Raw genomic sequence first — 12,344 nt, forward strand, 5'->3', positions numbered from 1 at the left:
GCATAAATTGCCCGAGTCTAAAGATTGACAATATCTTTGTAATTCAACTACAAATCATGAAAGACAAAGTAGTCATCATCACAGGTGGATCATCGGGAATTGGAAAGGCCTTAGCAGTTTCGTTTGCAAAAATGGGAAGTAAGGTCGTAATCACGGGGCGCAATGAAGCTAGGTTGAATGAAGTAGCTGAGGAACTTGATCAGCTGAATGCACCTAATCTTTGCCTGAAACTGGATGTTGCCAGCGAGGCTGACAACAAGTTCTTAATCGATGAAACTGTCAAAGAATTCGGAGGTTTGGATATCCTCATCAACAATGCGGGAATCAGTATGAGGGCATTGCTAGAAGAAATTGAACTCGATGTCTTCAAAAAGGTGATGGATATTAACTTCTACGGAACACTTTACGCCACCAAATATGCCTTACCTCATATTCTCAAATCTAAAGGTTCGATAGTCGGTATTTCGTCTATCAATGGTTATCGCGGTACTCCGGCCAGAACTGCCTACACGGCTTCTAAATATGCTATGAACGGCTTCTTTGAATCGCTTCGCACCGAAGTAATGCACAGAGGGGTTCATGTTTTAGTCGCTTGCCCAGGCTTTACTGGAACCAATATCCGCAATGCAGCCCTTACGGCAGACGGCACCTCTCAGGGTGAATCTCCCCGAGATGAAGGCAAAATGATGACTGCTGAAGAAGTAGCAAATGGTATCATCAGAGCCATTCAGAAAAGAAAAAGAGACATCGTCTTTACCTCTCAAGGAAAGCTCGCTGTTTTCCTCAATAAGTGGATGCCGGGCAGAATGGATAAGATTGTTTTTAACGTCTTCGCCAAAGAACCGGATTCGCCTTTTGGTGAGAAGTAAACAGTTGAACAGTTGATCAGAAATCAGTAAGACATTGATCACTGATTTCTGTTTTCCGTTTAACTGATTCACCGAAGACTAATCACTATCTTAGTAGAAAGTACCACAATATGTCTAGAGCAGAAATTCAGGAAAAAATTAAGCTGTTATTGGAAGATGCAGATCAAAGCACGCTGCAAATAGTTCACACTATTCTCAAAGGAAGTCATTCGGTACATCTCACTTATGAGGAAAAGGAGGTTTTAAAGGATAGATTGGCCTCTTTAGAGTTGAATGAGCCTCAATTAGAAAGCTGGATCTCTGTCAAGAGTCAATTGGTGTAGCAATGAATCAATGCTAGAGGGAAGAGATAGAAATTTTTGGGATAAAATTAACGGAGTTAAGTATATAGAAATCCCAGTAGACCTTTCAGTAGATTCTAAACCTAAACAGATAAGACTGTATAATTCAAAGAAGTACATACTTAATGGAGTAAAGGTCATAGGTGCAATGTATTTATTTGCCGTGGTTTTCTTTTTGGCGAAATTTATTCTGGGGCATAATGTGGTTTTAATTGATTTGGTCTGGCTAGGGCTAATTATGCTGGGTATTTGCGGATTCATTGCACTTCCCTTACTAGACAAAAGACCTAAGGTCATTATCAATCATATGGGTATTGAATCTAAGAATACTTATATATCTTTCAAATATGTTGTCAATATGTATATCGAAGAGGTTCCAACTAAACACAGCATGGATTACAGGTTAACTGCAATTGATAAGTATGGTGAAAAGAAACAGGTGTTTTTAACAGGGGTTGGGCCAGATATTCACAAGACAGCTCAGATCATAGGGGGATATTATTCCTATTATTTAAATAGTAAGAAATTAGGATAGACCAACCTCTTTCCGTTTTCCGATTAACTGATTAACTGATTAACTGATTAACTGATTAACTAATCACCGATAATTCCCTATTTTCGGATAAGTCTGTAACTCCATTAACAGCACCAATGAAGGAAATCCTCCAATCGTACCTTAAAAGACTCACTAACCTTTCTGGGAACAACAGGTCGTTGTTATTGCTGAAGCTGAATGTAGAGCAGTTTATCGACCTGCACGATCTCGACCATGTCAATGGAGCGCCTTCCTGGCAAATTATGGAGCAGCTGATCACCAAGAAGAATCAGGTGAAGCTGGTGCCTCAGTCTGACGCCAGAGATGAGCTTTCCAACAAAATAGCTGGCCGACTGAAGAAGCTCAATCGTAGAGAGAAATTTCTCTTTGAGGAATCTGGTGCAAGAGATATGTATGTAGGCTGGCCATTTGTAGAAGGTAAATTCAATGATGGAACAATCCTTCGTGCCCCACTTTGCTTCTTTCCGGTAGAGCTTCAGCTTGAAAAGGAGCATTGGACATTGAGCCTAAAGAAGGATGTTAATATCAGTTTCAACAAAAGTTTGTTGTTGGCTTTCAGTCATTACAATGAAATTAAGCTAGAAGAAGAGTTGGTAGAACATAGTTTTGATGACTACGACAGGCATGCTACTACTTTCAAAAATCAGCTTTACGAACAGATTTCAGGCAGCAGTATAGATATTCCATTTAGCCGAGAGTTTTATGCTGAACAGCTAGAACCTTTCGCCAATTTGGTGAAAGATCAGTTACTTCAGAATTACGATGTCGGTGAGTTAGGGCTTAAAATGCAGGCTGTTCTCGGGCTTTTCCCTCAGGCCGATTCTTATTTAGTTCCTGACTATGATTTTATGCTAGAAGAGAGTCAATATGATTCTTTAGATAGTTTTTTTGAAGACAGAATTCTAAGTACTCAGGTTGCTGATTCCAATGACTTCGATCCGGAATCCTTTTTTCTGCATTCTGTTAAGGAAGACGAAACCTACACGCCTTTCCCCTTGGATGCTTATCAAGAAAATGCCCTGAAGGCCGTTAAGAAGGGTAATTCAATTGTGGTTCAGGGACCTCCAGGAACAGGAAAATCTCAGCTTATTTGTAATCTGGCTGCTGACTTTATCGCTAGAGGCAAGAAGGTGTTGGTGGTCAGTCAAAAACGAGCGGCATTGGACGTAGTCTATAATCGGCTAAAGCAGAATGATATTCATGAATTTGCTGCATTAGTTCATGATTTTAAGTCAGATCGAAAGGAGATTTACGACAAAATTGCTCGGCAGATTGACAGGCTGCAAGAGTACAAACGGAGTAATAATAACCTGGATGCGCTTCAACTCGATAGGCAATTTAGGCAGGCTAGTCTGACAATCGAGGAAAATGCTGATCAGCTGGAAGAATATAAGTCGGCATTGTTCGATGAGTCTGAGTGTGGTCTTTCGGTGAAGGAGCTTTACCTGACTTCCAGTCCAGAGGAAGCCAGCATCTCCATGGTTCAGGAGTATTCGAACTTCCATTTTAAACAGCTCGACAAGTTTCTGAATAAGCTCGACTTGTACTTTGATTATGCCAATGAGCTCGATTCTGACGAACATCCATGGTCGGATAGGGTGAGTTTTGCTGGCTTTAAAGCGAGTGATCTTCAACAGATTCTGGTTTACCTTGAAGAGATTCCTAAGGAAGCGAAGGCCCTGGCGAAGGAGGTTTCTACCATCATAGGAGAGGAAGTTGATTATGATGCTTGCCGAACCATTAGTGAGAGTTTGGAAAGACTCAAGGAGATCAATTCTTACCTGAAGAACGAAGAGATCTATAAGCTGTTTAAGCCAATGACTGCTTTTCCGAATGCTCAAACGGAATTGCTTTGGTTGAAGAATACACGAAACCTGTTGAATAAGTGCTTCGAGGGAAATGGAGTAGAACAGACTATTCCGGCAGATGAGATTGGTGAAGTTCAGCAAATATTAAAACAAAGGTCTGATGCTAAGGCATCGGCTTGGAAGTCTTTCAAATGGAGGTTTTCTAAGGAAAAGTTAAGGCTTGCGAGAATCTTAGTGGCCAATGGTTTGCGCGATGATAAGGCCGCGTTGCAGGTGCTTACCGAACGAATTGATAACCGATTAAATCTTCAACACCAACTCACCAAGCTGAAAAGTGTGGGCTGGATTGATTCGGTTCCGAAAACGCTTTCTCAAGAAGAAATCAATCAGTGGATTGATAACTTGGAAATGGCGATCAATGGAAAGTTGAGGTTCAATTCATTCGCCAACTTCAATGAATATTTCAAACTGAATAAGCTTTCTGCTAAAGAGTTTAGGTCGAAAATTAAGGAGCTTAGAGAAGCACTTGAGTCTTTGCCTGGCAAGCGCAAGAAATGGAATAAATATATTGAGCCGCCACAGATTGACAGGCTCTTACAGGATGAAGACTTTTTAAAATCGCTTCGGAAATCCATTAAACGAGATTTTGAAACGCTTTGTGAGTTGGATAAACTTAGAGAATCATTCTCTGAACATGAACTAGCTATTGTAGATCGGTTAGTAGATCTTCATTTAGAGAATAAGAAGGAAGTCCTAAGGATTTTCGATAATAGCTTAAGACTTGCTTGGATCGATCATATTGAGAGTAAGAACCCAATTCTCAGAGCTGTTTCGACCTTGAAATTCGACAAGCTAATTTCTGAGTTGCAAGAGGCGGTAGAGCTAAAGGCCGAGGCCAGTAATCAGATTCTCTTACAAAAGGCAAAGGAACGAACCTACGAAGGAGTTGAGTTCAATCGACTTAATAACATGGTTACTTATCGCGATTTACTTCATCAGGTAACCAAGAAGAGGAGAATTTGGCCTATTCGCAGAGTCATTAACCACTTCTATCAAGAGCTCTTCAACATTGTGCCTTGTTGGTTGGCATCTCCTGAATCCGTTTCGGCTATATTCCCAATGGAGCCAGTTTTCGATCTGGTAATTTTCGATGAAGCCAGCCAGTGTTTTGCAGAAAAAGGATTGCCTGCAATCTACCGTGGAAAGCAAGTGGTAATTGCCGGTGACGATCAGCAGTTAAGACCTAATGATCTATATCGGGTGCGTTGGGAAGATGAATCTGAAGATATGGCCATGGAGGTGGAATCGCTTCTAGAGTTGAGTAGAAACTTCTTGATGCAAGTCCATTTAAGAGGACATTATAGAAGCCAATCTCAGGAGTTGATTCAGTTTTCGAATCAACATTTCTACCAGAATAAACTGAGCATGCTACCTCATTTTGAAGTAGCAAATGGCACGGAACCTTCTATTGAGTACATTAAGGTGAAGGGCGAGTGGGAGAAGCAAAGCAATTTGGTGGAAGCGCAGCAAGTAGTTGAAGTAGTTAAATCATATCTGAGAAAGCGAACGGAGTACAGCTTGGGTGTAGTCACGTTTAATGCAGTTCAACAAGGCTTGGTTATTGATTTGCTGGAAGAGGAAGGGATTATGGGCGAAGCCAATCTCTTCGTCAAGAATATTGAAAATGTTCAGGGCGATGAACGCGATGTAATCATTTTCACTACGGCTTATGCACCCGATGCCAAAGGCAAATTCAATGTGCAGTTTGGTAGTCTGAATCAGGCTGGTGGAGAGAATAGGTTGAACGTAGCGATTAGTAGAGCTAGGCAGAAAGTAATTGTAATTACTTCTATTTCTCCAAGTCAGCTGAAAGTGGAGGATACTAAAAATGAGGGGCCGAAGCTACTTAAAGCTTATTTGAAATATGCCAAGCAAGTTTCTGATAAAGAAATGGATATCACCCTAATGATTGACAAAGGCTTTGAACAAGAGTGGTATTTAAAGAATAAGTTGATGGCGTTAGAGTCTGAGTTACCAGTAAAAATGAAGTCAGATTCTGTTTATGCGGATATTGCTCTAATGCGAAGGAATAAATATTTGGGTCTGATTTTCACGGATGATAACTCATTCTACATCAGTACTTCGGTGAAGGAGACATTTGTTTATAGGCCTGCCCAACTCAGTGCTAAATCATGGCCGTATCGCTTAATGCATTCCCGAGATTACTGGCAAAACGGTGCGAATGTTAAAGACAAAATCAGTCGATTTATTGAGTTGGTGGAGGGGTGATCGCATTTTCAACTCGTTGGTGACAACACCAACGATGGCTAAGCCCGTCTTTTAAACCATGGGCTAAAGGCCTTCTTCTATTCTTACCCCCACAGAATGAACTCCGGCTAGGGATTCACTTCGCATATATTGAGCGAACTTCAAGGTGTATTCTCCTGCTTTAGGGAATGAGTAGTTGGTGAGAATAGCTTCTGAACTTTGATAGATACTGTTTCCCTTACCTTGTGGCTTTCCGGTTATTTCATCGAAGAGCTCAATATTGACTAATTCGCTGGCTATTTCTTCGCCTGCTTCATCTAACAAGTAGTAGGTGAGATAGATGTTCTGAAAAGGGTACTCCAGATCATTCCTCATTTTGAAATAGATGTTTTTCCCATTTGTGTCGTCAATCTCAAAAGTGAATTGAGGCATATTATCCATATGCCAAGAGTGATTCTCTAAACTCTGATCGTCTTCAAAAACTCGCTCCGAGTCACAAGACCAAACAACGGCCAATAAAAAGAGGAATAGAATCTTATGCGCTTTTGTCATTATTCGGATTGTTCTTCTTTTTGAAGTTGCGATTCTTTCTTCGCTTGTTTTGGCTTTTGGCTTGCCCCTGATTTGGCCCTTGTCCTTTATTTTCAGCTTTAGGTTGTGCTCCTTTGGCTTGTCCCTGTTTTTGCTGTGGGTTAGGTTTCCTTTTACGTTGTTGGGGTTGACCCTGCTGCTTTTGCTGAGCATCTTGTCCTTGTCCAGTACCTTTTCCTTTTCTGCGTTTATTGCCTTTCTTTCTAGCGTCTTTCTTCTTAAAGCGCTCATCCATTCGCTCTAAGTCGCTATTAATTGAGGTCTCCGCAGGAGCTAACTCTAATTTGTCTTCAGTAAGTGTATCAGGAGTTTCTCCTTTCTTATTCAGCTCAATAATTTCTTTTACTCGGTTAGCAGGGATTGGATGCCATGTGTTTTCATCACCATAGTTAAACCACATGATTTTTCGGAAGATATCAGTCTTTTGAAGTCTGGCTTCTCCGTTGCTAGTCTTAATCTTGGTTACCTCCGGAATATCTTCCAGAGCTTCCATGTATGTGTCTAGCTCGTAGTTCAAGCAGCATTTCAGCCTTCCACATTGGCCGGAAAGCTTGCTGGGATTAAGACTAAGATTCTGATATCTGGCAGCAGAGGTAGAAACACTTTTGAAATCAGTCAACCAAGTAGAGCAGCAAAGTTCTCTTCCACAAGAGCCTATTCCACCTAAACGACTGGCTTCTTGCCTAAGGCTGATCTGCCTCATTTCTACTCGAATCTTAAACTCGGAAGCCAATACCTTGATTAGTTCTCTAAAGTCTACACGGTCATCGGCCGAGTAGTAGAAAGTAGCCTTGGTATTATCCGCTTGAAACTCAATATCGGTGAGTTTCATGTTGAGCTTCTGTTCAAGAATAATATTTCGAGTTCTATATAGAGCAGGCATTTCTCTCTTCCTTACCTGATCGAATTTCTCTAGATCTTTAAGAGTAGCCTTTCTATAGATTTGCTTGATATCGTCATTATTTTCAACACCCTTTTTCTTCATCTGTAAGCGAACCAATTCGCCTTGAAGAGAAACATGCCCTAAATGGTGTCCGCCAGGAACGTCTACAATTACAGCTTCACCTGTAACTAGTTCTAGGTGGTTTTCATTTTTGAAAAACTCTTTGCGGCCATTCTTGAAACGAACTTCAACAATGTTGAATTTTTCCTGAGCTGGCTCGTGCATGTTAGAGAGCCAATCGAAGGTGTTGAGTTTATTGCAGCCGCCAGTGGAACAGCCACCATTGTTATTACAACCTGCTGTTTTTCCTTCCACACTTGTTCCACAACTACAACTCATATATGTATTGCCTAACGGCTTTAGACCTTAATTATTGATTAATCTTAGAATGTCTTGGCCAATATCCTTTCTGTGATATTCGTCTTGCCAAGAAATTTTGTTGACACCATTATAAGCATTTTCCAGTGCTTTTTCCACCGAATCAGCTTTTCCAGTAATGGCCAACACTCTACCACCGTTGGTGAGTACGGTATTGCTATCGTCTAACTTGGTGCCGGCATGAAAAACGGTAGCGGTATCTACAGTATCAATTCCCGAAATGGCTAGTCCTTTCGGGTAGCTTCCTGGGTAACCACCAGAAACCATCACCACAGTAGTGAAAGCTTCAGGGTGAGTAGTGTAATCGATATCGCCAAGGGTTCCTTTAGCAGTCGCCTCAAGTAAATCTACCAAGTCCGACTTGATTTTTGGGAGCACTACCTGAGTTTCAGGGTCGCCCATTCTCACATTATATTCAATCACATATGGATCGCCACCAACATTCATCAGCCCAATGAAAATGAAGCCTTTGTAGTCTATGTTTTCAGATTTTAGTCCATTTACGGTTGGTTTTACCACTCTTTCTTCCACCTTAGAGAGAAACTCTTCATTAGCAAAAGGAATAGGAGTTACAGCTCCCATACCACCAGTGTTAAGACCAGTGTCTTGCTCGCCAATTCTTTTGTAATCTTTGGCTTCAGGTAGAATCTTGTAATTTTCTCCATCAGTCAAGACGAAGACTGAAAGCTCAATTCCATCAAGATATTGCTCAATCACCACTCTGCTAGAAGCATCACCAAACTTAGCGTCAACTAACATTTCTTTGAGCGTTTCTCTAGCGTGCTCATGTGTTTCGGCTATAATTACTCCTTTACCTGCAGCAAGGCCATCGGCTTTAAGTACTACAGGGAGCGGATGGCTAGAAACGTAATTTAAGCCTTCTTCCAAATTCTCTTTGGTGAAGGTTTTGGAACGAGCAGTTGGCACATTATGCCTTTCCATAAACTGCTTAGAGAAATCTTTACTACCCTCTAGTTGAGCGCCTTCTTTAGAGGGACCCACTAAGCCAACATTAGCAAGCTCAGAGTCATTTTTAAAGTAATCGGCAATGCCTTTTACCAATGGGTCTTCTGGGCCAACAACTACTAAGTCTATATTCTCTTGTTTTACAAAGTTGCCAATGCCATCAAAGTCATTTACGTTCAAATCGATGTTTGTACCAACCTCTGCTGTTCCGGCATTACCGGGAGCAACGAAAAGGGCTTCACACTTAGGGCTTTGAGCAATTTTCCAACTGAAGGCGTGTTCTCTACCGCCACTTCCTAAAACAAGAATTCTCATGAATACAGCTTTTTGTAAAGGCAACAAAGGTAATTAATCAGAGAGAATGCAGTTTGCTATTTACATTAATTTGCATGCTCCGAAAGGAATTTAATACGCATAAGTCGCATATCGTCTTCAGTGATGTCTTCACCATCAAATTCATCTAAAGCGTCCGCAATACTGTCCGATTCTGCATCTAAGAAGTAGTCTATAATGTCTGCCTGTAGATCTTCGTCTATAAATGACTCTAAGTAATAGTCTAGATTCAGCCTAGTGCCTGCGAAACAGATTATCTCCATTTCATCAATAAGAGTAGACATACTCCATCCTTTCTGTTCGGCAACCTCTTCTAAGTCGATCTTTCTATCCACCTGTTGGATAATGTAAATCTTGTTCTTGGATTTATTTCCAGAAGATTTGATAACTACTACGTCTTCAATGTCAATCTCATTATCCTTAACATATTGCTTGATGATCTTAAGGAAGGACTGACCAAACTTTTGAACCTTACCCATTCCAATACCATTGACATTGGCCAATGCTTCATCGGTGGTAGGGTAGGTGGTTGCCATTTCTTGTAGAGATGGATCCTGAATAATTACATAGGGAGGGAGGTCTTTCTCCTTTGCTATTTTCTTTCTTTCGGCTTTTAGTAAGTCGAAAAGCACTTTATCGAATGAATTGCCTGCATTTGGAGATGCCGGTGTTTCGTTGCTTTCTTCTTCGGTTTGGTCTACATCGCTATAGTCTAAATCTTTGGTAAATTCTACGTAATAAGGTTTCTCTAAGAAGTTGAGGCCTTTTTTACTGAGTTTCAGTGTGCCAATGTTCTCAATGTCTTTTTCAACAAATTCGTTAAGTAAGGTTTGACGAACTATAGACTTCCAAAGACTTTCATCCTCAGATTTTCCCACACCATACACAGGCAACTTATCGTGCCCATAACTTTTTACATATTGATTGCTAGAGCCTCGAATTACACTGACCAAGTGACCAATGCCAAACCTTTGACCGGTTTGTTCTACTGCCTGAACAACGGTTTTTACATACTCCTGTCCATCGTACTTTTCTCGTTCATATCGACAATTGTCGCACATGCCAGATTTCTTGCAGGCAGTGTCGTCATACTCCTCTCCAAAATAGTGGAGCAGCTGCTTTCTTCTGCATACAGCCGATTCGGCATAAGAACTCATTTCCTCCAGAAGAATTTTTGCATTCTCCTTTTCGGTTACAGGCTTGTCTTTATTGAACTTTTCTAGCTTCAGAATATCATTGTAGCTGTAGAACATGACGCACTGACCTTCAAGCCCATCTCGACCTGCTCTACCAGTTTCTTGATAGTAGCCTTCTAAAGACTTTGGCACATCGTAATGGATTACGAATCGAACATCTGGTTTGTCAATTCCCATTCCGAATGCGATGGTTGCCACAATCACATCTACTTCTTCATTCAAGAAATCGTCTTGATTTTTCATTCTCACGGCAGGATCGAATCCTGCGTGATAAGGTGCTGCTTTAAAGCCATTCACTTGAAGGAACTGGGCAATTTCTTCTACCTTTTTTCTGCTCAAGCAGTAGATAACGCCCGATTTGCCTTGATTCTCTCGAATAAACTTAATGAGCTGTTTCTTGATTCCCTTTTTAGGTCGAACCTCATAATAGAGGTTTTCTCTGTTGAAAGAAGACTTGAATAAGTCTGCGTCTTCCATCTGAAGGTTTCTCTGAATATCTAGCTGAACTTTTGGAGTAGCTGTTGCAGTAAGCGCAATAATTGGAATATCACCTAAATGATTGATGATAGACTTGATTCTTCGGTATTCTGGCCTGAAATCATGACCCCATTCCGAAATACAATGCGCTTCATCGATGGCTGCAAAAGAGATGTTGGCTTGCCTTAGAAAGTCAACGTTTTCTTCTTTGGTCAATGATTCTGGAGCTATGTAAAGTAGCTTGAGCTCACCCGCTAAGGTGGCTTTTTTAATTCTATTAATTTCTGATTTTGAAAGGGTGGAATTTAGGAATCTAGCATTTACACCTACAGCATTCATCTGATCCACCTGATTTTTCATCAGAGCTATCAGCGGAGAGATGACAATGGCCGTTCCCTCTTGCACAATAGCTGGCATCTGGTAACACATAGATTTACCCGCACCTGTGGGCATAATCACAAAGGTGTTTTTCCTTGCTAATAAGTTTAGAATTATTTTTTCCTGATTTCCCCTGAACTGATCGTAGCCGAAAACTTCTTTGAGTTTCGACCTTAAGACTTCGACACTTACCATATTAATCTGTCTAAACCCATTTGGAATGAGACCATTACTTATATTTGTCGCACAAATTTAACCTGCGTTTCAATTGAATTTAAGCAAAAATATTCAAACAATAGCCAAAGAAACTCTTTACAAAGAGGCAGAGGCCATTAAAAAAGTTGCAGACTACATTGACGATGAATTTGAGGCGGTTGTCAATGACATTCTTTCCATGAAAGGTAGGTTAGTTATTACAGGAGTGGGGAAGAGCGCCATCATTGCCAATAAAATTGTAGCTACCCTAAATTCTACAGGTACTCCCGCCATGTTTATGCATGCTGCCGATGCCATTCATGGCGATATGGGCATGATTAGAGAAGAAGACATGGTTATGTGTATCTCTAAAAGTGGCAACACTGAAGAAATAAAGGTGCTTATTCCTTTATTAAAGAGAACGGGAGCAAAAGTTATTGGCTTAGTAAGCAATGAAGATTGTTTTGTAGCGAAACACTCCGACCGTTGCATAAGAGCAATAATATCGGAAGAGGCAGATCCAAACAACTTGGCACCAACCACAAGTACCACGGTTCACATGGCCGTTGGAGATGCTCTGGCGGTGAGTTTACTATTGGCTAGAGGGTTTACTTCTGAGGATTTCGCCAAATATCATCCTGGAGGATCGCTTGGCAAGCAACTATACTTAAAGGTAGATGATATCTATCCAAAGAATGAATTGCCCGTTGTTCAAGAAACAGACTTGGTTAAAGCCAGTATTTTAGTAATTTCAAAGAAGAGATTGGGAGCAGCCGCAGTGGTAAATGCTCAAAATGAATTGGTCGGAATTTTTACGGATGGCGACCTTCGCAGAATGCTGGAAAATCATGATGACTTTTCTTCGTTAACCATAGGAGAAGTGATGACCAGCAACCCTAAAACTATTAATACAGGAGAGTATGCCTTAAGAGCGCTCAACATGATGCGTCAATATGACATCAACCAGTTAATTGTAGTAGACCAGCAAAATAAGGTAGTTGGTTTTCTGCATATCAGTGATCTTCTAAATGAGGGAATAGTATAG

At 40.8% G+C, this 12,344-nt stretch carries 9 protein-coding genes; 5 read left to right on the forward strand and 4 right to left on the reverse strand.

The genetic code is table 11. From position 1 onward, the window contains the following. Positions 1 to 56 precede the first annotated feature (56 nt). From T7867_RS08225 to T7867_RS08240, 4 genes are all read left to right on the forward strand, one after another. Positions 57 to 869 (forward strand): SDR family oxidoreductase, encoded by an 813-nt coding sequence (locus T7867_RS08225; protein ID WP_068217929.1) that lies wholly within the window; start codon positions 57 to 59, stop codon positions 867 to 869. Between the two features lie 110 nt (positions 870 to 979). Further along, complete coding sequence (locus T7867_RS08230; protein WP_068217932.1) at positions 980 to 1,192, forward strand: hypothetical protein; 213 nt, start codon at positions 980 to 982, stop codon at positions 1,190 to 1,192. 10 nt (positions 1,193 to 1,202) lie between these two features. Next, a complete protein-coding gene (locus T7867_RS08235) occupies positions 1,203 to 1,745 on the forward strand; it encodes a hypothetical protein (protein ID WP_068217936.1) in 543 nt (180 codons plus the stop codon). Positions 1,746 to 1,861: 116 nt separating this feature from the next. Then, on the forward strand, positions 1,862 to 5,863 hold the full coding sequence (locus T7867_RS08240) for an AAA domain-containing protein (protein WP_068217938.1): 4,002 nt from the start codon (positions 1,862 to 1,864) through the stop codon (positions 5,861 to 5,863). A 63-nt stretch (positions 5,864 to 5,926) separates the two neighbouring features. On the opposite strand, the gene T7867_RS08245 is transcribed toward T7867_RS08240, so the two are convergent. The 4 genes from T7867_RS08245 to recQ form a co-directional block, all read right to left on the reverse strand. Next, a complete protein-coding gene (locus T7867_RS08245) occupies positions 5,927 to 6,394 on the reverse strand; it encodes a gliding motility lipoprotein GldH (protein WP_068217952.1) in 468 nt (155 codons plus the stop codon). Then, positions 6,378 to 7,715: a PSP1 domain-containing protein gene (locus tag T7867_RS08250; protein WP_068217954.1), complete on the reverse strand. Its 1,338-nt coding sequence runs from the start codon at positions 7,713 to 7,715 to the stop codon at positions 6,378 to 6,380. Before T7867_RS08250 ends, T7867_RS08245 begins: the two co-directional genes overlap by 17 nt. A gap of 27 nt (positions 7,716 to 7,742) precedes the next feature. Further along, positions 7,743 to 9,035, reverse strand: a complete 1,293-nt coding sequence (gene purD / locus T7867_RS08255; RefSeq protein ID WP_068217957.1) for a phosphoribosylamine--glycine ligase — start codon at positions 9,033 to 9,035, stop codon at positions 7,743 to 7,745. 65 nt (positions 9,036 to 9,100) lie between these two features. Then, complete coding sequence (recQ, locus tag T7867_RS08260) at positions 9,101 to 11,299, reverse strand: DNA helicase RecQ (RefSeq protein ID WP_068217960.1); 2,199 nt, start codon at positions 11,297 to 11,299, stop codon at positions 9,101 to 9,103. Positions 11,300 to 11,372: 73 nt separating this feature from the next. Between recQ and T7867_RS08265 the strand changes: the two genes are divergently transcribed. Then, positions 11,373 to 12,344, forward strand: coding sequence for a KpsF/GutQ family sugar-phosphate isomerase (locus T7867_RS08265; protein ID WP_068217962.1), 972 nt, complete (start codon positions 11,373 to 11,375; stop codon positions 12,342 to 12,344).

The organism is Roseivirga spongicola (genome assembly GCF_034376045.1).
Classification (GTDB): domain Bacteria; phylum Bacteroidota; class Bacteroidia; order Cytophagales; family Cyclobacteriaceae; genus Roseivirga; species Roseivirga spongicola.

What these genes read in the sequence shown, in the direction of transcription:
- T7867_RS08225 (WP_068217929.1), top strand. Translation starts at nt 57, where the DNA reads ATGAAAGACAAAGTAGTCATCATCACAGGTGGATCATCGGGAATTGGA.
- T7867_RS08230 (WP_068217932.1), top strand. Translation starts at nt 980, where the DNA reads ATGTCTAGAGCAGAAATTCAGGAAAAAATTAAGCTGTTATTGGAAGAT.
- T7867_RS08235 (WP_068217936.1), top strand. Translation starts at nt 1,203, where the DNA reads ATGCTAGAGGGAAGAGATAGAAATTTTTGGGATAAAATTAACGGAGTT.
- T7867_RS08240 (WP_068217938.1), top strand. Translation starts at nt 1,862, where the DNA reads ATGAAGGAAATCCTCCAATCGTACCTTAAAAGACTCACTAACCTTTCT.
- T7867_RS08245 (WP_068217952.1), bottom strand. Translation starts at nt 6,394, where the DNA reads ATGACAAAAGCGCATAAGATTCTATTCCTCTTTTTATTGGCCGTTGTT.
- T7867_RS08250 (WP_068217954.1), bottom strand. Translation starts at nt 7,715, where the DNA reads ATGAGTTGTAGTTGTGGAACAAGTGTGGAAGGAAAAACAGCAGGTTGT.
- purD (WP_068217957.1), bottom strand. Translation starts at nt 9,035, where the DNA reads ATGAGAATTCTTGTTTTAGGAAGTGGCGGTAGAGAACACGCCTTCAGT.
- recQ (WP_068217960.1), bottom strand. Translation starts at nt 11,299, where the DNA reads ATGGTAAGTGTCGAAGTCTTAAGGTCGAAACTCAAAGAAGTTTTCGGC.